The 24,069-nt window shown below is 67.7% G+C and carries 16 protein-coding genes; 10 read left to right on the forward strand and 6 right to left on the reverse strand.

From position 1 onward, the window contains the following. Positions 1–95: 95 nt before the first annotated feature. Positions 96–389 carry a hypothetical protein gene (locus GobsT_RS02235; RefSeq protein ID WP_010047272.1) on the forward strand — a complete coding sequence of 98 codons (294 nt, stop codon included), beginning with the start codon at positions 96–98 and terminating at the stop codon, positions 387–389. Here the strand turns inward: GobsT_RS02235 and GobsT_RS02240 are convergent. After that, positions 376–2,292: a dihydroorotate dehydrogenase gene (locus GobsT_RS02240; protein WP_010047271.1), complete on the reverse strand. Its 1,917-nt coding sequence runs from the start codon at positions 2,290–2,292 to the stop codon at positions 376–378. The genes GobsT_RS02235 and GobsT_RS02240 overlap by 14 nt on opposite strands. Before the next feature lie 183 nt (positions 2,293–2,475). Between GobsT_RS02240 and GobsT_RS02245 the strand changes: the two genes are divergently transcribed. Beyond that, complete coding sequence (locus GobsT_RS02245) at positions 2,476–3,210, forward strand: 3-keto-disaccharide hydrolase (RefSeq protein WP_010047270.1); 735 nt, start codon at positions 2,476–2,478, stop codon at positions 3,208–3,210. A 165-nt stretch (positions 3,211–3,375) separates the two neighbouring features. Beyond that, the gene (locus tag GobsT_RS02250) at positions 3,376–4,392 is read left to right on the forward strand and encodes an HDOD domain-containing protein (RefSeq protein WP_010047268.1); all 1,017 of its coding nucleotides are present in this window, start codon (positions 3,376–3,378) and stop codon (positions 4,390–4,392) included. A gap of 72 nt (positions 4,393–4,464) precedes the next feature. Here GobsT_RS02250 and GobsT_RS02255 read toward each other — a convergent pair whose 3' ends face one another. After that, positions 4,465–5,454, reverse strand: a complete 990-nt coding sequence (locus GobsT_RS02255) for an AAA family ATPase (protein WP_109571345.1) — start codon at positions 5,452–5,454, stop codon at positions 4,465–4,467. 824 nt (positions 5,455–6,278) lie between these two features. Here GobsT_RS02255 and GobsT_RS02260 point away from each other — a divergent pair. Then, positions 6,279–7,568, forward strand: a complete 1,290-nt coding sequence (locus tag GobsT_RS02260) for a Gfo/Idh/MocA family protein (RefSeq protein WP_010049797.1) — start codon at positions 6,279–6,281, stop codon at positions 7,566–7,568. Positions 7,569–8,114: 546 nt separating this feature from the next. On the opposite strand, the gene GobsT_RS02265 is transcribed toward GobsT_RS02260, so the two are convergent. Further along, complete coding sequence (locus GobsT_RS02265) at positions 8,115–9,779, reverse strand: hypothetical protein (protein WP_010049795.1); 1,665 nt, start codon at positions 9,777–9,779, stop codon at positions 8,115–8,117. Between the two features lie 121 nt (positions 9,780–9,900). Between GobsT_RS02265 and hemF the strand changes: the two genes are divergently transcribed. Further along, on the forward strand, positions 9,901–10,785 hold the full coding sequence (gene hemF / locus GobsT_RS02270) for an oxygen-dependent coproporphyrinogen oxidase (RefSeq protein WP_010049793.1): 885 nt from the start codon (positions 9,901–9,903) through the stop codon (positions 10,783–10,785). Positions 10,786–10,831: 46 nt separating this feature from the next. On the opposite strand, the gene GobsT_RS02275 is transcribed toward hemF, so the two are convergent. Then, positions 10,832–11,956, reverse strand: coding sequence for a non-specific serine/threonine protein kinase (locus GobsT_RS02275; RefSeq protein WP_010049791.1), 1,125 nt, complete (start codon positions 11,954–11,956; stop codon positions 10,832–10,834). Positions 11,957–12,190: 234 nt separating this feature from the next. Further along, complete coding sequence (locus tag GobsT_RS02280) at positions 12,191–14,308, reverse strand: S46 family peptidase (RefSeq protein WP_010050829.1); 2,118 nt, start codon at positions 14,306–14,308, stop codon at positions 12,191–12,193. A 642-nt stretch (positions 14,309–14,950) separates the two neighbouring features. Here GobsT_RS02280 and GobsT_RS02285 point away from each other — a divergent pair. The 3 genes from GobsT_RS02285 (at position 14,951) to GobsT_RS02295 (ending at position 18,747) form a co-directional block, all read left to right on the forward strand. Beyond that, complete coding sequence (locus GobsT_RS02285) at positions 14,951–16,084, forward strand: thiamine pyrophosphate-dependent enzyme (RefSeq protein WP_232068322.1); 1,134 nt, start codon at positions 14,951–14,953, stop codon at positions 16,082–16,084. A 130-nt stretch (positions 16,085–16,214) separates the two neighbouring features. Further along, positions 16,215–17,270 carry an alpha-ketoacid dehydrogenase subunit beta gene (locus GobsT_RS02290; protein ID WP_029601351.1) on the forward strand — a complete coding sequence of 352 codons (1,056 nt, stop codon included), beginning with the start codon at positions 16,215–16,217 and terminating at the stop codon, positions 17,268–17,270. Positions 17,271–17,403: 133 nt separating this feature from the next. Then, the gene (locus tag GobsT_RS02295) at positions 17,404–18,747 is read left to right on the forward strand and encodes a dihydrolipoamide acetyltransferase family protein (RefSeq protein WP_010052368.1); all 1,344 of its coding nucleotides are present in this window, start codon (positions 17,404–17,406) and stop codon (positions 18,745–18,747) included. A 124-nt stretch (positions 18,748–18,871) separates the two neighbouring features. Here the strand turns inward: GobsT_RS02295 and GobsT_RS40370 are convergent, their stop codons facing one another. Further along, positions 18,872–19,579: an EF-hand domain-containing protein gene (locus tag GobsT_RS40370; protein WP_109571343.1), complete on the reverse strand. Its 708-nt coding sequence runs from the start codon at positions 19,577–19,579 to the stop codon at positions 18,872–18,874. On the opposite strand from GobsT_RS40370, the gene GobsT_RS37400 reads away from it, so the two are divergent. Both GobsT_RS37400 and GobsT_RS02315 read left to right on the forward strand, forming a co-directional pair. Next, on the forward strand, positions 19,553–20,155 hold the full coding sequence (locus GobsT_RS37400; RefSeq protein WP_157506950.1) for a hypothetical protein: 603 nt from the start codon (positions 19,553–19,555) through the stop codon (positions 20,153–20,155). The genes GobsT_RS40370 and GobsT_RS37400 overlap by 27 nt on opposite strands. 378 nt (positions 20,156–20,533) lie before the next feature. Beyond that, positions 20,534–23,797, forward strand: a complete 3,264-nt coding sequence (locus GobsT_RS02315; protein ID WP_010047168.1) for a S41 family peptidase — start codon at positions 20,534–20,536, stop codon at positions 23,795–23,797. The last annotated feature ends 272 nt before the right edge of the window (positions 23,798–24,069 follow it).

The following is a 24,069-nucleotide window of genomic DNA, read 5'->3' on the forward strand; positions in this document are numbered from 1 at the left end:
CGGGGGGGCGATTGAAGAGTAACGGCTTTCTGTAGCCGGCCTCTGTCAACAACTTGAAACTACCGGATTCGGTATGAGTCGGAGGGGCGATTGAGATGAGTTTCGCCGAGCGCGAGCGGGACCGCGGCGGGACAGGCACGTTCGCCGACCGGGTGCGCCGGGAGCGGTCCGGGAACCTGTTTCTGGTGCGCGGGAAGGACTCGACCGGGCGCGACGCGTGGTACTTCCTGCTCGTCGACCCCGGCAAACGGGCAGCGTTCCGCAAGGCGTCCGGCGGCGAACTCCAGCTCAACGCCTACGGGCGCATCATTGCCTCGGGGTACGGGGTGAGCCCGCCCGCGGCGGTGCGCGAGCGGATGCGGACCGAGTACGGGTTCACCGGCGAGTAGCGGCCCAAGGCACGCTCACCGGTTCCGGCCCGCCTCCCGATTCCATCAGGTGCGCCCGCGTCAGCGCCAGCCCCAGCAGAAACGTCCCCAGCCCCGCGAACGCCGGCAGCAGGTGCATGCCGTCCGTGTACCCGACCGCGACGTGAACCGCAATCGCCGGCGCGTACCCCAGCACCCCGGCCGGTAGCAGCGTCCACCACAGCCAGCCGTTCCCCGCCCGGTGCCCCCACAGCGCGGTCAGCAGCAGCACCAGCCCGGCCGACACCAGCATCCCGCCGAACGTGGCCCGGTCGTGCGCCACCAGCGGTACCAGCCGCGGGTGCGCCGCGCGCAGTTGCTCCGCGGTCGTTTCCAGAAACTCCAGGTCCTCGGGGACGAACACCGCCGTCACCCCGACGAGTGAAATCACCGCCCCCGCGACCAGCACCGCGCCGGCGTGCGCCACCAGCAACAGTTGCCCCCACTGCGCCCGCCGCCACGCCCGGTCGGTGCGCGGCGGGGGCGGGCCGGTCGGCGTGTACGGCCCCAGCTCCGAGTGCATTCCGAGCAGCAGGAGCTGGAGCAGGCACGCCGTGACGAACGCGTGCAACGGTTCGAGGTACCCGAACCCGAGGAACAGAAAGAAGCTCGCGAACCCGGCGGACGCGGACGCAAACACCGCAACCATCGCCCAGTGAACGCCCCGGCGGATGCCCCCGAGTGAGAGCCCGAGGTACACGGTTCCCACGGTCAGCATGGGGCCGGCGAGCGACACCCGGTCGTGGGCCATGAACGCGAGGAGCCGCGGGTTCACGGTGTGGAGCTGGTCCCGCGACAGTCCCAGAAACGCCTCGTCGTACGGCAGCACCACCCGCGTGGCCGCGATGCCCACGGCGAGCGCGCCGCCGAACAGCATTCCGAAGCCCAAAAGGGCCGTCCAGAACCACGTCATCGCGGCCGGCCGTGGCGCCGCGCCCGGCGGCTCCCGCTGAGCGGACAGGTTGCGGTACAGCACCGCGTCGTTCGTTCGCTTCACCAGCCCCGGGCCGTTGAAGACCAGCCCGCTGTCGACTTCCACGAGGTCGGCCCCGGCGTCGAGCAGCGCGAGGGCGTGCTCCGGCTCGTGAACCCCGCCCCCCACGACGAGCGGCACCGCCGGACCGAGGGACGCACGGAGCGCCCGCACCAGCGCCAGCGCCGGCTCCCGCGCCGGTGCGCCGATCTCGGTTCCGCCGCCCTCCCGCGCGACCGCACCGTCGATCAGAACGCCGCCCGCACCAGCAGCCAGCCCGGCCGCAAGGGCCTCCATATCCGCTGTCGGCGAGTCGGCGCGAACGGTCAGCAGGATCGGAACCCCTTCCGCGGCCGGGAGCCACTCGGACATCGCCACAGCCGCGGCGGCCGGCACTGCAATCGCGGCCACGAAGCGACGCGTCTCCGTGAGCAAATGGCGGTACTCTTCCGCCGTCTCCCCGGACACACGTACCGCCACCGGCACCCCGAGCCGGGACAGTTCGGCCAACACCGCCCCGGCCGCCTTCAATCCGAGCGGCGGGGCCGCGTCCGGAAAGCCGATAGCCTCGCGCGCGTCGTCGCGCTCCACGCTCGGGCGTGTCGGCGGATTCTGTAACCCGACCGGCCCGACGCTGATGAACCCGATGCCGAACCGGGCGAACGCCGGCAGCGCCACCCCCTCCGGATCGAGTCCCGGCCCCAGCCCGATCGGGGACGCGAAGTCGCGCCCGAGGAGCCGCACCGTGAGCCGCGGGTCCGCGCGCATGTGCCCGAGCAGGTCGATCGCCAGCGGGCCGAGCGGCAGCCGCGCGAGCCGCCCCATGAACCCGAGCGCGACGGCCCGGGCGGTTCGCGCGCCGAGGCGGTACAACAGCGGCCGCGAAACGGTGCGGTAGAACCAGTCTGGCATGGCGACCCGGGGCACGTAAGGGAGTCCGGGGCCGGCGCGGCGCCGGCCGCCCTCCGTCTTATAACCGTCACTGGAGCGATCCCGCAACACTCCTCACGGTACCCGGAAAACACCTGAACTCGCGCCGCGCGGGTGGTATCATCGGGGCCGTCGCCCGCCCACACGCTGCCAGGAGCCGTACCCGTGCGCTGCGCCCGCCTCTCCGTTGCCCTCCTGCTCGTACTCGTCGGTGCCGTGTCGGGTCAGGACAAGAAAGACCCGCCCAAGAAGGAAGCCAAGAAAGAAGCCCCGGTCGTGAAGCCCCGCGAGGGCAAGAGTGAGACCGTCAAGCTGTTCGACGGCAAGACCCTCGCCGGCTGGGAGGGGTACTCCGATCTGTGGTCCGTGAACGACGGCGTCATCGTCGCGAAGAACACCGCGCCGCTGAAGTTCAGCACGTACCTGCTCACGAAAGACACGTACTCCGACTTCCGTCTCACGTTCGCCTCGAAGCTGGTCACGTCGGAAATGCACTCGGGCGTGTGCTTTTGGGGCGTCGTGAAGCCCGACGTGAGCAAGGACCCGGAAAAAGACCGCACGAAGCACACCTACGCGGGGCATTTGGTCATGTTCCCGTCGGGGTACGGTCTGTACGACCTGTTCGGTCGCAACGGCCTTGGTGTTGACGGCGCTCCCGCGAAGAAGGTCGGGAAGCAGCACGACTGGAACGAGATCGAGGTGCTGGCGCAGGGGAACCGCATCCGGGTGGCGATCAACGGCGCCGCGGTGGTGGACTGGCGCGACCCGCAGCCCGAGCGCATCAAGGCCGGCCCGATCGGGTTACAGTTGCACTCCAACACGGTGCCGCAGGAGGTCCAGTTCAAGGGGCTGGTGCTCGAAACCTTCCCGAAGGAGGATAAGTTGCTCACCGTGAAGTGAGGCGCGCCCGGAACGCCCGCGCCCGCAGAACGGCCGGCCCCGGAACTCGCTTCCGAACGCTCTCGGTTCGGTTTCCGCTCCTGCGCGAAGCAAATCTTCGCGCGGACGGCTCGATAGTGGGTTAACCCGGCGGCCGCGCCGCGAGGCGGGTGGAGGCTCTCCCCAATGTCCTCATCGAAACTCACGAGCTGGATCACCCGTTCGGCCACCAGCCGGGCCGTTCCCCACACAACCACAGATCACGACCAGGCGCTCGAAGCGATCCTCAGCCCCGCCCAGCTCCCACAGGCCCCGGCCGTCGCGGTGCGGGTGGTCGAGGCCGCAACTCATGACGACTGCTTGCCCCGCGAGATCGGCGCGATGATCGCGAACGAGCCGGGGTTCGCGGCGTCGCTCCTGCACAGCGTGAACACCGCCCGCGAGGCGGCCAGCCGCCCGGTCAACTCGGTGGACCGCGCGGTCCTGCTCGTCGGGCTGAACAAGGTGCGGGCGATGGCCCTTGGGCTGTCGCTCCCCGCGCTGCGCCCGCAGGCGCGGTACGACCGGGGCGCGATGGAGCACTCGCTCGCGTCCATCAGCGGCGCCATCATCGCCCGCGAACTGGCCGCCCGGCGGGGGGACGCGGACCCCGAGGAGGAACTCAACGCCGCGCTGCTCCGCGACATCGGGGTGCTGCTGATCCAGCAAACGTACCCCACCGCGTGGGCGGGACACATCGCCCGCGGCGGCGACCCGCTGCTGGCCGAGGCGTGCCAGCGCGAGCGCGAGGCGTTCGGCATCGATCACGCGGAGGTGAGCGCGGAGGTCCTCAAGCGCTGGGGGCTGCCGGACGAGATCTACGAACCGATCCGGCACCACCACCACCCCGAGCGGCTCGCGGGCACCCGGTACGCGCAGCGCGCGGAGCTGCTGTGGTTCGCCGGCCTGCTCACCCGCCTCGAGGCGGTTGTTGAACACCCCGAGGCGCTCGACCTGATCCTGTCGGTCGCGGGCCGGCGGTTCGGGTTCAGCGTCGGCTCGCTGGCCGAGTTCCTGGACACGGTGCGGCCGCAGATCCGCGACTTCGCGGACGTGCTGAACCGCGAGATCGGGCGGTGCCCCGATTACGCCTCGCTGCTGACGCACGCGGCGGCGGAATTGTCACGCGCATCGCCCGGTCGTGCCGCCCCCGTGGCCCGGTAAGACGGGAACTCTCGGCGCGCCCCGTTGGGAACGGCCGCTCGCGCCCGCAACCCCGCCCACGCGTCCCGAACCTCAATCCTGTACCCCCGACCGGGCGCCGGCCGGGAACAGCTCCTCGTCGTCGTCGGGAAGGCCCGGGAGCACTTTCCCGCCTGCCCCGACCGGCGCGGCGACCTTCGTCTTCACCGCGCTCGTCAGCGCCATCTTGCGACGGTCCTTGTCGTCGGCCAAACGCGCCTGGAGCGTTTTGGGAATCCCGCCCCACACGGTCGCCAGATCGGCCAGCGTCTTGGCCGCGTTCAACTGCCGACGGTGCTGGTCCTCGGGCGACACCGACTCAACCGGCTCCGCGCTCAACCACCAGTCGAACAGCGGCTTCCAGAAGGTCGGCCCGGGGTGGTCGCAGGTCTTCCCGTCCATCGCGGTGCACCCGCGCACCTTTTCCACCCGGGCCGCGTGGTTCTCCACCTCCAGCCGGATCACGGCGTCGAACTCGTACTCGGTGTTCTCGCGCTGGTCGGTCTTCATGCCGACCTTCTTGATCTTGGTCTTGCCGGCGTCGTCGACGCGCTCGTACTCGCTCTTCACGCGCATGGTGACGATGGAGTGCGCGCGCGGGTCGGTGAGGGTGGTGAGCATCCGCCGCTGCTCGGGGGTGACCTGTGCCCAGCCGCCGAACTTGTCGCCCTTGTTGGCCCGGGCGTACCGGTCCACCTGCTCCATCGCCCCGTGCCACGCGTGCGACAGCGAGTCGAAGATGACGATGTCGTAGCCGGCGCCGACCAGGTGCTCGTAGCACTCGGCGTACCCGCCCGGGTTCTGCTTGTCGTGCGGGATTGGGCACACCTCGTACTCCCACTTCTCGCCGTCCATCGTCACGCCGTCGTACAGGCCCGCGGACTCGTTCTCCGAGTCGGCGATGACGATCCGCTTGCCGATGTTGGCGCGGCGCATCGCGAACGCGAGCCGCAGCGCGGAAAAGGTTTTCCCGGACCCGGACAGGCCCTCAAGGCTGATCTTCAACGGACGCCGCTGGCGCTTCGCCTTACGAACTTCGAACATGATACCCGGTCTCCCACGACGCACAGAAACGGAACGGTACAACGTTACGCCCCCATCGTTGCGGCCCGCGCGATCGAGTTGAATGTTCGCAATTACAGTAGTGAACGCAAATTCAATTCGGTGCCCTGCACAACCGGTACGGCGTGCGAAACTGCCAGCGCCGTTAGCGCCGGAATTCGCGTCGTCGGTCTTCCCAGCCGGAGCGAAGGAAGCGCCCAATCGGGATGTCCTCGCGTGCGCCGCCCGCACTTCGAGACCGTTCACATTGCTTCCCAGGTGTGGCCTTCAGTGTGTTCCGCTCGCCCCGCGAGCGGTCGCTCCGCGCATTCAATTAACCACATCTAGCGCACCCGGCACGATATTGCGACCGCTCGCGGGGCGAGCGGAACACACCAAAAAACGTAGGCCGCACACAATTGCCTCTTAACCATTTGATCTAGATGTTCGCCCATCTGATCCCGACATCGAGCCGGATCGTTTTACCCGCCCGGCGAACGCGGCGCGCCTTTCCCCGGTGGCCCCGGCGACGGGCTTGCCATCAGGAATATGGGTGCCCGTTCGTGTGCGTGTCTGATTCGCGTTCCGGTTGCTGAAGTCCGTTTTTGTCTGCTTCTTGTGGCACAGACATTCCTGTCTGTGCGGCGTGAGAAGGCTGCACAGACAGGAATGTCTGTGCCACAAGAAGCAGACACAATTAAACAGATTGGAAATGAGACGCACACGGCACAGGCACGAGCACGGGAACGAGTTCGCAACGGTTGTGCCCCGTTCGCGCCCGGGCTATGATCTTTCCCGTTCCCTTCCCACCCCCGAAAGGCCCTTCCATGCTCTCCCGCCGCACGTTTCTGGCCGCGAGCGCCGCAGCCCCCCTCGTGTTCTCCCGCCGCGCCGACGCGCGGGCCGCTAACGACAAGCTGACCCTCGGGTTCATCGGCGTCGGCACGATGGGCCGCGGGCACCTCGGCGGGTTCCTCGGCCGCAGCGACGTGCACGTGGTCGCGGTGTCAGATGTTGTGAAGGAGCGCACCGACAGCGCCAAACAGACCATCGAGAAGCGGTACGCCGAACAGATCAAGTCGGGCGCCTACAAGGGCGTCAAAACGTACCCGGACTTTCGCGACCTGATCGCCGACAAGGGCATCGACGCGGTGGTGATCGCCACCCCGGACCACTGGCACGCCATCCCCGCCGTCCTCGCGGCCCGCGCCGGGAAGCACATTTACTGCGAGAAGCCGCTCACCCAGAACCTCGCGGACGGCCGCTGGATCGTGAACGAGGTCGCGAAGGCGAAGGTCGTCTTCCAGACCGGCAGCCAGCAGCGGAGCGAGTTCGGCGGGCACTTCCGTAAAGCCGTCGAGTACGTGTGGAACGGCCGCATCGGCAAGCTGAAGACGGTCCGCATCGGCGTCGGCGCCGCCGCCCGGCCGTGCGACCTGAAGGGCGAGGAGAAGCCCGCGGGCACCGACTGGGACATGTGGCTCGGGCCGGCGCCGGAGCGCGAGTACAGTTCGGTGCTGTGCCCGAAGGGCGTCCACGGCCACTTCCCCGCGTGGCGCGACTACCAGGAGTACGCCGGCGGGCAACTCGCCGACATGGGCGCGCACCACTTCGACATCGCGCAGTGGGCGATGGGCACGGACACGAGCGGCCCGGTCGAGGTGCTCCCGCCGGAAAAGAAGAGCGACCGCGGGCTGCGGTTCGTCTACGCCAGCGGCGTGGTGGTGATCCACAACGAGTTCGAGAAGGGGAAGGACGGCAAGGAGATCAAGGCCGATTGTGTGTTTGAGGGCACCGAGGGCACCATCCTGGTGAGCCGCGGCGGCATCAGCAGCCTGCCCGACACGATTCTCAAGGAGCCGATCGGCGAGAAGGAGAAGCGCGTCTACCCGAGCACCGACCATAAGAAGAACTGGCTGGAGTGCGTCCGCAGCGGGAAGGAAACCATCTGTCCGGCCGAGACCGGTCACCGCTCCGCGAGCATCTGCCATCTGGGTAATATCGGCTACCGGCTCAAACGCAAGTTGAAGTGGGACCCGGCGAAGGAACTGTTCGTCGGCGACGAAGCGGCGAACAAGGAACTGTCCCGCGAACCGCGGACGAAGTGGAAGATTTGAAGCCGGCGGACGCGGGGAACGCGGTTGCGCGAGGCCCCGCGTCTGCCGGTGGCGCTGTAACGGGGGGGACAGCACCACCGATCACTGCAACTGGGTCGCGAACTGGACATTCGCTGCCGACGGACTGGCGATTCGCTGGTAGTTCGCTGGGTGGCTACTACCACCGAATCACGCGATGGAGGCCCCATGTGAGAGCCCCGCAGCCAAGCGGGGGCGGGCACGGTGGCGACCGGATCGCAATGCGTATCGTGTTGTAATTTCGCCGCTTGCGCCGAATCGATCCGCGTGAAGGGGCTTCTTCGCTCGGACGGAAAACCGGTCCCGAACACCACACGCGATGGGACGCGAACTTCTGGAAGTGCAATTGAGGGGAAATAGGGTGGGGAAATGACCGATGTGCCGACTCTCCAGCCAGCGACCGCCCGGCACCGCAGACATGCGGGCGGCTGTCGCCGCCCCACGGTTGCAGTGGCGATCGTGACCGCCGCGGGTATCAGAAACGGGCGCCGCCCGTCTGACCTGGGGTCCGACGGACGGCGCGTTCCGTCACTTCTTGAACGGGACCGATTCCGTTTGCGGCTTGCCGTCTTCGCCCGCGAAGATGGCCTTCGGGAGCACCCGCAGGTTGAGCCCGAACCGCACCTTGAGTTCCTTCCCGCCGGTGACGTCGAGCGACGCCGCGGACAGCAGCTTGTCATCCGTACCCAGGGTCCGCTCGACCTCCAAACCGGGGCCGCCGGCCTTATCCACGAACTTCTTCATCCGGGCCGGGTTGAGCACCACGTCCAGCACCGGGGACTCGACCGGTTTGACCGCCAGCGCGGCCTTCATGGCGGGGACGGGGTCCGCACCGACCACCACGAACACCCCGTTCGGCGCGAAGGCGAACGCGAGCGTCGCCTTTTCGTCCCCGAACGGCTTGTTGAAGTCGAAGAAGTCGCGGCCCTCGGGCATTTTGAACGTGTGGATGTCGACCTTCCCGAGCTTGTCCGCGTCCCACTTGAACCGGTTGCCTTCGATCGGAACGGTTCCGCTCTCGACCAGCTTCTTGAACTCCTTGCCCAGCGCCGAGGGGTCGTCGAACGCGACCGCCACGACCAGGTCGTAATCGCCGGTCTTGTTCGGCCCGCGGACCGCGCCGACCACGTCCACCTCGCCGGTCTTCACGGTGCGGATCAGCCCCTTGAACAGTTCGTCCACGAGGTCCTTGCCGATCGGCGGCGCGCCGGCCTCCTTCTGGGCCGCTTCGATCCCCTTGACGGTCGCGGTGCGCAGCTCGTCGTTGAAGAACGGCAGGCGCGTCTTGAACCCGGCGACCGTGTCGGGCGTGAGGAGCGCGGCGAACTTGTTGCCCGTGGGCTTCCGGGCCGCGATGGCGGTCGCGAGCAGGGTGTCGGGCTTGCCCTTCAGCGTCGCCTCGACCGAGAACTCCCCGGCGGCCACGTCGAGCCCGACGCGGAGCGCCGCGGACTCGCCCCCGCCGAGCAGGAGCGCGTACCGCGTGAACATCTTCTCGAACTGCTCGATCACGGGCAGAATCAACTTGTTGTCGACGCGAGTCACCCCGGTAACGTCCGGCCCGTCCTTGCCGTCCAGGCCGAGTTCCTTGCGGAGTTCGGCGATCACGCCGGGGATCGCCAGCTTCACCTCGGGCGTGAGCCGGTCGAAGTGGAACTTGCTCGCGAAGATGGCCTGGTCGGCCGGGTCGATCACCTTGTTGAGGGGGACGAGGGCCTTCGCGTCGAGCGCCGGTTCGGGGTTCACGCCGTAGGCCACGTACGCGTACCCGTCGGCGAACTTCATGCGCGCCTTGTGCTTCGGGTCGATCGCCGGCAGCGCGTACATGCCCTTGCCCAGGCTCTTCGGCGGGAACTCGAGCACCCGGTCGCACAGCTCGACGAAGTCCTTCTCGTTGGTGACCGGGAACGCGATGACCGCGACGGCGTCCGCCGCCTTCGGCGCGAGCTGAACGTAGCCCGCGATCGGGCGGCTCAGGTCGAGCCCCTCGAACCCCTTGTCCCCGAACTCTTCTTTGATCTTGTCGTTGAAGCCTTTGACCGCCCGTTCGCCGCCGATCAGGTCGGCGGCGGCCCGCACGTCGTCCAGAACGCGGTTGAGCGGTTGCGTCTGGAACGTGATCGGCGGGTCGGCCGCCCGAAGGGCGGCGGGCGCCACCAGAGCCGCGGCTACCAGGGCCAATGCGTACCGCATTATGGGGACTCCGAACGAGTAATGTGGCACCGATTAGAATACGCGCTCTGGGCGGCATTTGCCATCTGCCGAAAAGACAAATAGAACCTCGTTGTCCACAATTAACTCTCGGAGAGTTGCCATGCACCCCCGTGCTGCCGAGTACCTCAAGGGGCTTCAGGACCGTATCTGTGCCGCACTCGCGGCCGCGGACGGGGGCGCAACGTTCCGCGAGGACAGTTGGACCCGGCCCGGGGGCGGCGGCGGGCGCACGCGGGTGATCGAGAACGGCGCGGTGTTCGAGAAGGGCGGCGTGAACTACTCCGAGGTGTACGGCGAGTTCGCACCGGAGTTCGCCAAACAGATGCCGGGCGACGGGTTGAGCTTTACGGCGGTGGGCGTCTCGCTGGTGCTGCACCCGCACAACCCGCTGGTGCCGACGGTCCACGCGAACTTCCGCTACCTCACGCACGGGTCGAAGGCGTGGTTCGGGGGCGGCGGCGACCTCACGCCGTATTACCCGTTCAAGGAGGACGTGGTTCACTTCCACAAGACCTGGAAGCGGGCGTGTGACGCGCACCCGACGGTCGCCGACTACGCGAAGATGAAGAAGGACTGCGACGAGTACTTCCACCTGAAGCACCGCAACGAGGCGCGCGGCGTGGGCGGCATCTTCTTCGACTACATGGACGCCACCGAGGACGCGTTCGCGTTCGTGCGGCGAGCCGGGGACGCGTTCGTGGAGGCTTACGTGCCGATCGTGGACCGCCGGAAAGGGCTGAGCTACACGCCCGAGCAGCGGTTCTTTCAGGAGTACCGGCGCGGGCGGTACGTGGAGTTCAACCTGGTGTACGACCGCGGCACGGTGTTCGGGCTGAAGACCAACGGCCGCACGGAAAGCATCTTGATGAGCCTGCCGCCGGTGGTGCGGTACATCTACGATTACACGCCGGCCCCGGGCACGCCGGAGGCCGAGTTGACCGGCTACTGGCTCCGGCCCCAAGACTGGGCCGCGATGGACGGGTGATGCGAAGGGGGGCGGCGCCGCGCTTCCGGCCGCAGAACCGGGCGACTCAGAAGTACGATTCGAGTTTGCCGCGCCGGCGCACGTCGAGCGTCGCGCAGTGGAACGAGCCGCCGAACGGCCCGAAGTGGTCGAAGTGGATCGGGACGGGAGTGAAGCCCCACTCCTCCAGCTTGCGGATGAGCTTGTGCTGTTGGGCGTCCACCACCACCCGCTCGTGGTCGAGCGACAGAACGTTCATCGACAGCCACTGGCTGCTGAACTGCGGGGACGCCATCGGCGATTCCGGGTCGTAGGTCGGCCGCGGGGCCTGGAGTATGTCCCACTTGCGCAGGCACTCGGGCAGCTCGGCCACGTTGATCCAGTCCGGGTTCACCAGCACCTTGCCCGGCGCGAGGGGCACGAACGTGGTGTCGATGTGCAGCGGGGTCGCGCACCGGGTCTTGATCTCGTGGACCCGGAACCCGGAGCCCAGGTGGCGGCGCACCCACTCGATGCCCAGGGCGTTGGTGGCGACGCTGCGGATGACGAACAGGTCGCGCCCGCACCGCACGAAGTCCGCGGCCTCCCAGACCGGTTCGAGTTCCGTGATCGGGTACCGGCGGGGTTGCCCTTCGGGGTGGATGCGTTTGCCGGTGTCGGCGCCGGCGGTGCGGCCGTTGTGGTCGTACAGGGCTTCGCGCAAGGCCGGCTTCGGTGCCGACGTTAGCCGGGCGCCGGCGCGGAAGTAGTCGGTGAACAGTCGGCGGTACGCGAGCGGCTCGAAGTGCCGGTGGCGCATCGGGCTGGCGCACTCGATGATCTCGTCGCCGACGACGAGGAACAGGTCGCGCGGGTTGGCCGTGTTCCACCCGCTGCGGCACTGCCAGAAGGGGGTGGAGTAGCCGACGTTGTGGGGGAACGGGTCGGGCCGGCGCACCGTCACGCCTTCGCCCCGGAGCACGCCGACCAGCTCTTCGAGTTGCTCGTGCGCCGCCTGCACCGACTCCTCTTCGACCAGGACGCCCTGGTAATGCCAGAGCCAGTCCGGCTCGCCGGCGGCGGCGAGAACGGGACCGCACTCGGGGTACGTCGCACCGAGTACAGTGCCGACGATCACCTCCTCCAGCGGGTCCCACTCGTTGAACGATTGCACGACGGGCGCGGGCGCCTTGTCGGTACGAATGTCGGGCACGCGGCGGCCTCCTCGTTCGGCGAATTCGTCCCTCGATCGGAGCCCAATCTAACGGTGCCGGTGCGGACACGCAATGAGCTACCGGTATCGAGGCGCGCGGCGCCACGCGGCGATGTCGAAGGCGTCCGTAACATAGCGGAGCGCGCCGGGTGGGTGAGCAAGAGACCGCATTGGCCCTTGCTCACCCACCCGGCGCGCTCCGAACGCTCACCCGACCGGTCGGCTCGGGTTCGCTCAGCCCTTCTTACCGGTCAGCTCGTCGGCGAGGTCGTTGGCGTCGTAGACCTTCCGCAGCGCCTCGACGATCCCGCGGCTGTCGACCGAAACCGCCCGGGCGGTTTCTTGGTCGAAGATGAAGTCGAGCACCAGCGACTGGATGTTGCCGTCGAAGATCAGGCCGACCACCTCGGCGTTCTGGTTGATGACCGGCGACCCCGAGTTCCCGCCGATGATGTCCGCGGTGCAGACGAAGTTGTACGGGGTCGCGAGTTCGAGGTTACCCTTCTTCGCGGCCCACCGCTGGGGCAGCTCGAACGGCCCCTTGTTGTGCTGCTCGGCGGCCCGCTTGTACAGCCCGTCGAAGGTGGTGAACGGGGGCACGTCCTTGCCGTCCTCCTTGTAGCCTTTCACCGTCCCGAACGCCAAGCGCAGGGTGAACGTGGCGTCCGGGTACACGTTGTCGCCGTCCATCTTGAACTTGGCCTTCGCCAGCGCCGCGTGCGCCTGCCGCTTCGGCTCGTCCACCTCGTTCTCGAACCGCTTGCGGAGCTCACGGGACGGGCCGTCCACCAGCCGCGCCAGCTCGATCATCGGGTCCTTCAGCGCCGCGAGGTCGGCCGCCTTGCCGCCCTTCGCCGCGGCCTCGATCTGGGCGAAGATGCTCTTCCGCACCTCGGGGTCGCGGACCTTCGTACCGCTGATCAGCTCGTACGCGCGCTCGCGCGGCGACTTGCCGTTCAGGACCTTCTTGACCAGTTCGGCGTCCGGCCCAAGGGTGACTGCCAGGAACTGGAGCCCGTCCGCCAGCTTCAGGGTTTCCAGGTCCTCGAAAATCGGCTCGTCGGAGAAGAGCTGGAACTTGAGCGACTGGAGCCGGGCGTCGGCGAACTCGCGGAGCCGCTCCGCGTTCGGCTTCGGCAGCTCTTCGGACGCGCGGAGCAGGGTGCGGGCGATGCCGAACGACGCGGAGTTGAACCCGCCGGCGTTCTCGAGGACGGTCATTTCTTTGATGAGTTCGGTGCGCACCTTCTCGGCCTTGGATACGGCGTCGAACGCCGCTTCGACCTTGGCGATGTTGGGGTCCGAGCTGAGCTTAATGAACTCCCGCAGGCGCTTCTCCTCGGCCTCCTTGCGGCCCATCAGCTTCGGGTCCATCAGGCCGGCGAGCCCGCCGATACGTGCCTTGCGGCTGTTCTGGATGCTGAACAGCTCCTCCTCCGCCCGTTGGGCGTTCTGCTCGCTGCGCCCGCCCCACGCCTGGAGCATCACCTCGAGCCGGTTCAGCCGGTTCAGCAGGTACGGGTAGCCGGTGTCGCGCAGGTACTTGAGCTCGTCGACGGTGTTCGCGCGGTTCGTGCGGCCCGGGTGCCCGGACACGAACACCAGTTCGTCGCTTTTGGCCCCGGCGGCGCTCCACTTGAGGTAGTGCTCGCACTTGATCGGCTTGTCGTTCTCGTACACCCGGAAGAAGCACACGTCGAGGTCGTAGCGCGGGTACTCGAAGTTGTCCGGGTCGCCGCCGTAGAACGCCGCCTGCTTCTCGGGCGCGAACACGATGCGGATGTCGGTGTACTGCTTGAACGTGTACAGGTGGTACTGGCCGCCCGCGTACAGCGTGACCACGTCCGCCCGGATGTTCTTGTCCGGGACCGCGGCGCCCTTCTCGAGTTCCGCGATCTTGGCGGTGCGCTTCTTGAACGCTTCAGCCGGGGCGGTGCCGGCCGGTACCGCCTGCTCGACCTGCTCGGTCACGTCCGTGATGGCGATGAGGACGTTGAGCTCGAGCCCCTTGCACTTGATCTCTTCGGCGTGCGTCTTGGCGTGAAACCCGTCGCGGAGGTAGTTCTTCTCGGGCGTGGACACCTTGTCCAGGTCGCCGGCCCCGACATGGTGGTTGGTCATCACGAGCCCGTCGGGCGAGACGAAGCTCCCCGACCCGCCCGAGTTGAAGCGCACGCTGGAGAGGCGGACGTGCTCGAGCCACTTATCGGTGGGGGTGAAGTTGTACTTCTTGAGCTGCGCGAGGGGCGGCTTGCTGAACAGCCACATGCCCTCGTCGGCCTGGAGCGTGTCGGACGTCATGAGGAACCCTATCAGTGCGGCGGGCGCAAGTGCGAGGGAGCGCAGGCGCATGGGTGCGAGTCTCCGGCGAAAGGGAACAGGCGCGAGAACGGAGAGACGGCGGGTCGGCCCGCGGCGCCGCCCGTGTGGGGCACTGTTATAGTGCGCCGGTGGGGAGAAATGCACTCGCGACGGGCGCCGGGTTACGAGTCCCGGCACGGGCAGACGCGCGGTCGTCCCGCGCTGCGACCCGTTTCACACGCACGGCACCACTCGACCGCGCGTTCGGCGCGAATGTCACGGCTTGACGGAAAACTCCTCTTGTTGTTTTGGGTTTCCAGTTGCTCTTATGTGTCGCAATCGGGTTTTACGTGCTGTCGGCGGTGCACGGGAACAGTTCCTTGCAGACCGATCCGGCTGAGAAGAGCGTATAATGCCGGTGGACAGTCGGGCCGAAGTGTTGCGTTTGTGAAACGGTGCGGCGCTGCCCGCACATTCCGCACGGCTTGCCACGTCGCGCGACTGCGACGCGGAGTAGAATCGGTTAGCGGATTGTGTTTCCCTGGCACGGGCCGCTATTCTAGCGAGTGGCGCGATTCCTGCTGTCGGGGTTACTCCCAACCCGCGGCCAGCGGCCCAAACCCGAACGAGCCGCCGTTTTCGGACCCGGTCGGTCCTCCTCTCCATGAACCGACCCCAGCCGGGAGCCAAGTCATGCCCGAGGCGAACAACGAGGATGCTCCTGATATAGAGGACGCGCTGGTGCGGCGCGGCACCCGCACCGCGGCCCCGTCGGCGATCGCGTCCGGGCGCCACGCGATGTCGGTCGAGGTCGCGCTCACCGTGTTCCGCCAGATGCTCCGCACCCGCGCCCTTGAGGAGCGGAGCATCAAGATGTCCAAGTCCGGCGAGGCCTACTTCTGGATCGGCGGCCCCGGCGAGGAGGCGTTCAACGTCTGCCTCGGGCTCCAAATCAACAGGGGGCGGGGGCCGGCCCACGACTACCTGCACTTGCACTACCGCAACGCCGGGGTGATGCTCGCGATGGGCATGCCGATGATCGACCACACCCGCCAGTTGGCGATGCGGGCGACCGACCGGCACTCCCGCGGGCGCAACTTCGTGGGGCACTACGCGGTTCCCGAGTGGAACGTGGTACCGGTCACGAGCGTGATCGAGGTGCAGTTCGCGATGGCCCCCGGGACGGCACTCGTGCAGAAGCGGCACGGCCTCAAGAACCCGGCCGAGGCCGAAGGCATCACGGTCGTGGTGGGCGGCGAGGCGGGCACCGCCGAGGGCGACTTCGAGAGCTGCCTGAACTGGAGCACCCGCCCCGGCAACGAGTTGCCCGTGCTGATGGTGGTCACCAACAACAACTACGGCATCTCGACGGACCTGGGCACGGTCCACGCGCACCGCCCCATCGCGGACCGCGCGATCCCCTACGGTGTCCGCTGCGAAACGATCAACGGGAACGACCCGGTGGCGGCGTGGCACGGCATCGACCGCGCGATGCGGTACTGCCGGCGCGAGCGCAAGCCGTACCTGCTCGAGGCCGTCGTGAGCCGACTGCACGGCCACTCTTCCTCGAGCGGAGCCCAGCGGAACTGGACCGAGGCGGACCCGATCGCGGCGTTCGAGCAGAAATTGATCGACGCCCGCGCGATCGACGCCCCGACCGTGCGCGTCATGAAAGAAGAGGCCAAGGCCGAGGCCGACGCGGCGGTCGTGGCGACGATGAAGGAGCCCGAACCGAGCCGCGACGACGTGTACGCCGGGACCTACGCCCCCAGCCCCGCCGACGCGGTGTACCCGGGCGACTACACCGGTCTGCCGGGGATTAAATAAGAACGAGAAGCGTGTTCGCCGCAGAGGGCGCGGAGAGAAGAACGGGAGAACGAACCCGACTCTGGTTTCTCTCCGTGCCCTCTGCGGCGAACACGCTTTTTTCTCCCTCCTTGCTCCCGGGAGGAGCCCGATGGCGAACATGGCTCAGGCAGTGCGGATGGCGCTGCATTACGGCGAAAAGCACCTCGGCGTGACGGACGTGTTCGGCGAGGACGTCGGCCCGCCGCTCGGCGGCGTGTTCACCGCGACGCAGGGCCTCAAGACCGCCTGGAACACCCCCCTCGACGAGCGCGGCATCATCGGCACCGCGATGGGCATCGCCTACGCCGGCGGGCGCCCGGTGTGCGAGATCCAGTTCTGCGACTACGCGTTCAACGTCCTCGACATGTTCAAGATCGCGGGCAACCAGCGGTGGGCCAGCGGCGGCGGGTTCGACATGCCGCTGGTCGTGATGACGCCCAACGGGGCCGGCATCCGCGGCAGCCTGTACCACTCGCACAGCTTCGAGAGCTGGGCCAGCCGGCTCGCGGGCTGGAAGGTCGTGATGCCGTCGAACGCGCGCGACGCCTACGGGCTGATGCTCGCGGCGATCAAGGACCCGAACCCGGTGCTGGTGCTGCTCCCGAAGGCGCTGCTCCGCGCGAAGGACCCGCGCCTGATCCCCGGCGAGCCCGCCGACCCGGACGAACTCGGCCGCATGATCGACGCCCCGGTCGGGGACCGCACCGGCTGGGAGCCGAACTGGCCGGAATTGGAAGACTACACGATCCCGATCGGCACCGCGGAGCGGGTCCGTGAGGGGGCGTCCGGTACGGTCATCAGCTACGGCCGCACGCTCCCCCTGTGCGTGCAGGCGGCGGACGAACTGGCGCACCGGAACCACGCGTTCGACGTGATCGACCTGCGGAGCATCTTCCCCTACGACTGGGAGCTGATCTCCCGGAGCGTGCTGAAGACGGGGCGCGTGCTGATCGTGAACGAGGACACGGAAGTCACCAACTTCGGCGAGCACCTGTTGCGCCGGGTCGTTGACGAGCACTTCTACGACTTGGTGGTGCGGCCTCGGACCCTGATGGGCAAACACGTTCCGGGGATCGGCATGAACCAGAACTACGAGCTGAACAGCGTCCCGCAACTGGGCGACATCCGCGCCGCGATGTGGGCGCTGGCGACGGAAGCCGCGTAGCGAGCGGTGCGCTCGGGCGTTCGTGTGCCGTGTTTTGCTACCGGCGCCCACCTTTGCGGTAGCCGGCGGCGCGGTTCCGCCCCACACCAAACACGGAACGCCACGTACTCAACACGAGCCCGAAGGGCGCATCATGGACTTTCCTCTCCCGCCGGTCGGCGAAGGCTTGCTCGAAGTGGAACTGGTCCGATGGCTCGTGCGGGCCGGGGACGTGGTCGCACGCGGGCAGGGGCTGGCCGAGGTGATGTCGGACAAGGCGAGCATGGAAGTGCCGTCGCCGTTCGCGGGTACGATCACCGCGCTGGCCGCGACGCCGGGAACGAAAATCAAGGTCGGACAGGCGATCCTAAGTTACGACGCGGTCGGTGATCGATCAGCGCTCCCGGCCGGGGTGAAAGATAATTCGCCCTCCGGCCCCCTTCCTGAAGGGAAGGCGAGTTCGACGGACACCTTCAGTGAACTCCATTTGCAAGGCGTGTTGGACGCTCCGTCTCTCCCGCTCCCTGAAGGGAGCGGGAGAGACGGGGCATCTTCCACGGCTGCGGGCACCAATGGCCACTCAGCCCCGCTCCCGCCCGCGGCCCCGTCTGTTCGGCTGCTGGCCCGCAAGTTCGGCGTCGATCTGGCCCGTGTTCGCGGAACCGGGCCGCATGGGCGCATTCTTCTCGACGACCTGACGCCGTTCCTTACTCCGAAATCCAACGGAGAGGCGCGCCCGGCCGCCACGAACAAGACAGACACCTCGAAGTTGGATTTCGGCGTCGCGGGCACGCGCCAAAAGCTGATCGGGCTGCGGCGGCGGGTCGCCGAGCGCATGGTCGAATCGAAACGGCACATCCCGCATTACTCGTACATCGACGAGTGCGATCTGACCGACGCGGTGAAGCTCCGCAACCAGTTGCGCGAGCCGCTCGCGAAGGCCGGGGTGAAGCTCACGTACCTGGCGTTCTTCGTGAAGGCGGTGGCGCGGGCGCTGAAAGAAGTGCCGATCGTGAACAGCACGTATGACGAGGCCGCGGGCGAGGTCGCGCTGCACGACCGGTACCACATCGGTGTGGCCGTCGCGGCCCCGGGCGGGTTGCTGGTGCCCGTCGTGCGCGACGCCGACAAGAAGGACATCGCGACCATCGCCGCGGACATCGACCGGCTCAGCAGCGATGCCAAAGCCGGGCGAAGCAAGATCGATGACTTGCGCGGGAGCACGTTCACAGTCACGTCGGTGGGCGGGATCGGCGGGCTGATCTCGACACCGATCATCAACTACCCGGAGGTCGGCATTATGGGTGTCGGCAAGGTGGTGAAACGCCCCACCTACGACGCCAACGGCGCGCTGAAGCCGTCGGACATCGTTTTCCTGTCGTTCTCGTTCGACCACCGCGTTCTAGACGGAGCGATCGGGGCCGCGTTCGGCAACGCGGTAGTGCGGTACCTGCAAACCCCGGCCGTGCTACTGCTGCCGGAGGCGTTCGGAGGCTGAGGGGGGTATAGCCACCGGACATATGCACCGCCCAACACTGTGAGAACACGGCTCGAAACGTCACACCGGCCGCCGAAACGATTCGGCGGCCGGTGTGACGTTTCAGCGGGCCGTCAGCGCGGACTCAATTCTTCTTCGACCACGGGTTGCCCTTCCGGTCTCCCTTCTCGCCGCGGTCACCCTTCTCGCTGCGATCACCCTTCTCGCTGCGATCGCCCTTGCTACCCGATTCACCGCCCTTGGGGCCGCTCCAACCGCCAGGGCCGCCGCCCCAGCTACCGGAACCCTTGCTCCGCGTGTTCGAGCCGTCGCCGCCGGACGACGGACCGGTCGGCCCCAACCCCCACGAGCCGGGCCGCGTGCCGGTTTCTTCGTAGGTGGCGATTTTCTTGTCGATGCTCTGCTGGCGGGTGAACCGCAGGTACTCGTCGGCGGTCACGAGCCCGTCGCCGTTCAGATCCATTTCCGTGAACTCGTCAATGTCTCTTTTCTTCTTGCGCCATTCGTAGAGTCCGATCTGGCCATCCTGGTCGGTGTCGTACTCATCGAACCACGACGGGAGATCTTTCGGCAACTTGCCGTACCGCATTGCGACCGGGCGCTCTTCCTCGGTTTCCTTTTTCTCGGGCGGACGCTGCATGTCCCCCCAACCGCCGCCCCAACCGCCACCGTTGTTAGGATCCCAGCCGCCGGGGCCATTGGGGCCGCCAGGGCCTCCCGGACCGAATCGGCCGCGGTCGCCGCCCGGTCCGCCGTTCGGGTTGTTTTGAGAGTTCGCGGCCCGTGCCGCCTCGTTCCGGGCGTGGTGGTCGAGGTACTGCACCTTCGACATGATGCCCGATTCCGGCAGCGGGACACCACCGCTTCGCTCAATCATGCCTTTCATCCACTCGCGCGTTTGCGGAGGGATTGCACCGAGGTCCACGGTGTCGCCGCTGCTGTTCGTCAGCCGTTGGAGCATCTGCCAGCCGCGCTCCGGGTCCATCCCGCCGCGTCCGCCCATCCCGCCACCGCCACCACCGCCACCACCCGGACCACGCCCGCCAAACCCGCCCTGATCGCCGCCGGGCTGGCCGAAGTTGCCGCCACCAGGGCCACGCCCGCCAAATCCGCCCTGATCGCCACCACCGGGTTGACCACCGCCGAAGCCACCCCTACCGCCGAAACCGCCGCCCGGTTGACCGCCGCCGAAGCCACCGCCGCCCGGTTGACCACCGCCGAAGCCACCTCTACCGCCGAAGCCACCGCCGCCCGGTTGACCACCGCCGAAGCCGCCGCCGTCAGGCTGACCGGAAGCGCCGCCACTGGGCTGACCGAAGCTGGCCGGGTTGAAGCCGCCGCTACCCTTACCACCCTTACCGCCTTTGCCACCGCCGAACTGTGCCGGGGTCGGTGTCGGGTCGAGTAAGACGATCAGGCCGAGCATCCCGGAGAACGCGAGGCACTTCTTCCACATGGCACACCCCAGATGCGGGCAGAATGGGTCAATGGTGATACTAACTCTAATGTGGCTCATGTGTCACGGTGCATTCGCCAAAGTCTCACAGCCCTTTCAGAAATCCCGACCCGCACCGATCGCCTGTTCCGCCGGGCTTAAAAACGTAATCCGCGGAGCGCCGAGACGCCCGAACCGTGAAACCCACCCGGCCAGGTGTTAATCGCAGCAACTTCTGCTCGTCATTCCTTTTGGAACCCGCCACCCCGGTCGGTTACAGTGGGTTGTGAACTCCGCGTGACCTGCTCGTGAACCCGAGCACACTTCCGTGTTTCAGGGAAGGCCGAACTTATGCGCTTGTACCTTCGCGCCCTCGTTCTCGCGGCCCTCACCTCCTCTCCCGCCGCCGCCCAAGAGCCGATCCGTTTCGCCCGCACACCGGACATTTCCCCCGACGGAAAAACCGTCGCGTTTAGCTACCTCGGTGACATCTGGACCGTGGAGGCGATCGGCGGCGTCGCCCGGCCGGTAACGATGCACGAGGCCCACGACGTCAACCCGGTGTTCAGCCCCGACGGGCGGCTCATCGCGTTCTCCTCGAACCGGTTCGGCCAGTACGACGTGTTCGTGGTTTCGGCCGCCGGCGGCAAACCCCGGCGGCTGACCTTCGACAGCGCACCCGACATGGTGACCGGCTGGACCCCCGACGGGAAGGGGGTGGTGTTCTCGTCGCCGCGCTCGGTCGCGTACCCGATCAACACCGAGTGCTTCGTGGTGCCGGCCGAGGGCGGCGCCGAGCGCAAGCTGAACCTGTTCGAGGCGAAAGAGGCGTACTTCGCGCCCACCGGCGGGGCGGTGGCGTTCGTCCGCGGCCCGGGCACGTGGTACCGCCGCGGCTACCGCGGGTCCAGCAACGACGACATCTGGATCAGCGGCCCGGACGGCTCCAACCCGAAGCGCGTCACCACGTTCGACGGCCAGGACTCCTACCCGATGTTCGCCCCGGACGCCCGGCAACTCTTCTACGTCACCGAGAGCCAGAGCAAGCCCGGGTGCGCGAACGTCGTGCGCCAGCCGCTCGCCCCCGACTTCACCCCGGCGGGGCCGGCGAAACGAATCACTGCCCACGACGACGATACCGTGCGCCGGGCGCGGCTCTCCGCGAACGGGGATTGGATCGTGTACGAACTCGGTGCCGACCTGTGGGTCGCGAGCGCCCGGAGCGACCTCCCGCCGCGCAAGCTCGCTATCGAGGTGAACGCCGACGACAAGTCGAACACCGAGCGCACCCACACCTACACCCGCGACGCCACCGAGTACGCGCTCGCGCCGGACGAGCAGCACGCGGTGCTGGTGATCCACGGCCAGTTGTTCCTCACCAAGGTCCCCGGCGGCGGCAAGGCCACGCGGCTCACCGAGCACGAGTTCGCGGACTCGAACCCGGCATGGTCGCCGGACGGCAAGAAGATCCTCTTCGCCTCCGACCGCGGCGGCACGACGGACCTCTACGCGCTCGAAAGCGACGACCCCGAGCACTCCGAACTCGTCAAGGCCCACAAGTTCAAAACGACCAAGCTTACCGCCACTACCAGTGAGGAGTTGAACCCGACGTTCAGCCCGGCGGGGGATCGGGTCGCGTTCGTTCGCGAGGGTAAGCTCTGGCTGATGCGGCCCAACGGCTCCGAGCAGCGGGTCCTCGTGAGCGCCCAGAAGGTGCTCGACTACGACTGGGCGCCGGACGGCAAGCACATCGCGTACTGCCGCATGGACGGCTCGTTCGCGGCGGAGGTCTACATCCAGGCGACCGACGGAACCGGCACCCCGGTGAACGTGTCGCGGCACGCGACGTGGAACAGTGACGTGTCGTGGAGCCGCACGAACGGGAAGCTGGCGTTCGTGGGCCAGCGCCGCGGCGCCTACGGCGTTCACGTGGTGTCGCTCCAGAAGCCTGTCGCCGACGGCGGCACCCGCCCCCCCGCGGACCAGATCGACTGGGACGACCTGCACCTGCGCGTCGAGCGCCCGACCACGATGAGCGCCGAATACGGCACCGTCTCCCCGGACGGTTCACAGGTCGCGTTCCGATCGGCGTCCAGCGGCGACGACCTGTGGGTGGTGAGCAGCAACGGCCAGGCGCTCACCCGGATGACGAACGGCAACCAGACGCCGAGCTGGATCCGGTGGTCGAAGAAGAGCCACGGAACCGTGTACTTTCTGAACGGGTCCGGACAGTTGTGCTACCTGCGCACCGGGTTCTCGTTCGGGAGCCCGCCGCTCGATCCGACCCGGGTGCCGTTCACCGCCAAGATCACGATCAGGCGGGACGAGGAGTTCAACGAGATGTTCGCGCAGTGCTGGCGGGCACTGTCGGACAACTTCTACGACCCCGCGCACCACGGGGCCGACTGGAGCGCGGTGCGGGCGAAGTTCCTGCCGCTCGTGGCCCACACCGCGACCCGCGAGGACCTGTACGCGCTCGTGTCGCTGATGCTCGGCGAACTGAACGCGTCGCACCTGGGGATCAGCGGGCGGATGCCAACACCGGACGAGTGGACCGCCGACCTGGGGCTGATCTTCGACGAGACGTACACCGGCCCGGGGCTGAAGGTGCTCGAGGTGCTCAAGCGCGGCCCGGCGGACAAGCGCGGGCTGGATATCAAGCCCGGGGACGTAGTATTGGAGATCGACCGGGTGCCGCTCACGGCCGGGGTGAACGTCTCGAAGCTGTTGAACAACAAGATCGGCGAGGGGGTTCAGATCGAGTTCGCGTCCGACCCGAAGGACGCCAAGACGAAGCGCCGGGTGGAGATCATTGCCGCGAGCCGAACCCGCACGTCGCAGCTCATGTACGAGCGGTGGGTCGAACTGAACGCCGCGGCGGTCGCGAAGGCCAGCAACGGCAAGGCCGGGTACATCCACATTCCGAGCATGGACGAGGCGGGGCTCGACGCGTTCGTGCGGGCGCTGTACTCGGACCACTTCGACAAGGAGTCCCTCGTCATCGACGTGCGGTTCAACGGCGGCGGGTTCACGCACGACCAGGTGCTGAACTACCTCGCCGGGAAGGAGCACACGTTCTTCAAGCAGCGCGACGGCGGCGAAGGGATGGTGCTGCGCGCCACCGACCGCAAGTGGACGAAGCCGATGGTGGTGATGACCAACAACCGCTCGTACTCGGACGCGGAGATCTTCCCCCACGCGTTCCGCGCGCTGGGGCTGGGCAAGGTCGTGGGGCAGGCGACCGGCGGGTTCGTGATCGGCACCGGGAGCACGCGCCTGATCGACGGCTCGTCGTTCCGGCTGCCGCGTATCGGCGTGTACACCCGCGACGGTGTGAATATGGAAAATCAGGGCGTGGCGCCCGACGTGCCGGTAGAGGTGACGCCCGCGGACTGGGAGAAGGGGACCGACGGGCAACTTCTGAAGGCGGTAGAAGTCGTTTCGCAGGACGTGGCCGCGTGGAAGCGCGCGAAGGCCGGCGCCGCGGGCGGTGCAATCGGGGCCGTGCCCGTGCCCGCCGCAGCCCCGGCTCCGCCGCCGGTGGCGCCGATGCCGCACACGCGACCCGCGCCGAGCGCCCCGCGAACGGTCCGCATCCCGATGGCCGAGGAGTGATGCCCGCAGCGCGACATCCCGGCCCGCCTTAGTAACCCGGTCGTGTTGCCATTCGCCTGTGCCGCGTGCGTGACAGAATCGCAGGCGCGCGATGCAGGGGTAATTTCGCAGCCCGACGATTCGTCGCTGGGCGGGTGCCGCCTTCCGGCGGCGGTTGCGCTCCGGCCCGGCGCCCGACCACGACTTTTCGGGTCGTGACAATTTCGTGAACGCGCGGTAAGCTTCTCATCACCCGCCGCCTCCCGCCCTCCCGCGCTCACGTTTCAAGGTCG

The organism is Gemmata obscuriglobus, from assembly GCF_008065095.1.
Classification (GTDB): domain Bacteria; phylum Planctomycetota; class Planctomycetia; order Gemmatales; family Gemmataceae; genus Gemmata; species Gemmata obscuriglobus.

What these genes read in the sequence shown, in the direction of transcription:
- GobsT_RS02235 (WP_010047272.1), top strand. Translation starts at nt 96, where the DNA reads ATGAGTTTCGCCGAGCGCGAGCGGGACCGCGGCGGGACAGGCACGTTC.
- GobsT_RS02240 (WP_010047271.1), bottom strand. Translation starts at nt 2,292, where the DNA reads ATGCCAGACTGGTTCTACCGCACCGTTTCGCGGCCGCTGTTGTACCGC.
- GobsT_RS02250 (WP_010047268.1), top strand. Translation starts at nt 3,376, where the DNA reads ATGTCCTCATCGAAACTCACGAGCTGGATCACCCGTTCGGCCACCAGC.
- GobsT_RS02255 (WP_109571345.1), bottom strand. Translation starts at nt 5,454, where the DNA reads ATGTTCGAAGTTCGTAAGGCGAAGCGCCAGCGGCGTCCGTTGAAGATC.
- GobsT_RS02260 (WP_010049797.1), top strand. Translation starts at nt 6,279, where the DNA reads ATGCTCTCCCGCCGCACGTTTCTGGCCGCGAGCGCCGCAGCCCCCCTC.
- GobsT_RS02265 (WP_010049795.1), bottom strand. Translation starts at nt 9,779, where the DNA reads ATGCGGTACGCATTGGCCCTGGTAGCCGCGGCTCTGGTGGCGCCCGCC.
- hemF (WP_010049793.1), top strand. Translation starts at nt 9,901, where the DNA reads ATGCACCCCCGTGCTGCCGAGTACCTCAAGGGGCTTCAGGACCGTATC.
- GobsT_RS02280 (WP_010050829.1), bottom strand. Translation starts at nt 14,308, where the DNA reads ATGCGCCTGCGCTCCCTCGCACTTGCGCCCGCCGCACTGATAGGGTTC.
- GobsT_RS02285 (WP_232068322.1), top strand. Translation starts at nt 14,951, where the DNA reads ATGCCCGAGGCGAACAACGAGGATGCTCCTGATATAGAGGACGCGCTG.
- GobsT_RS02290 (WP_029601351.1), top strand. Translation starts at nt 16,215, where the DNA reads ATGGCGAACATGGCTCAGGCAGTGCGGATGGCGCTGCATTACGGCGAA.
- GobsT_RS02295 (WP_010052368.1), top strand. Translation starts at nt 17,404, where the DNA reads ATGGACTTTCCTCTCCCGCCGGTCGGCGAAGGCTTGCTCGAAGTGGAA.
- GobsT_RS40370 (WP_109571343.1), bottom strand. Translation starts at nt 19,579, where the DNA reads ATGTCGAAGGTGCAGTACCTCGACCACCACGCCCGGAACGAGGCGGCA.
- GobsT_RS02315 (WP_010047168.1), top strand. Translation starts at nt 20,534, where the DNA reads ATGCGCTTGTACCTTCGCGCCCTCGTTCTCGCGGCCCTCACCTCCTCT.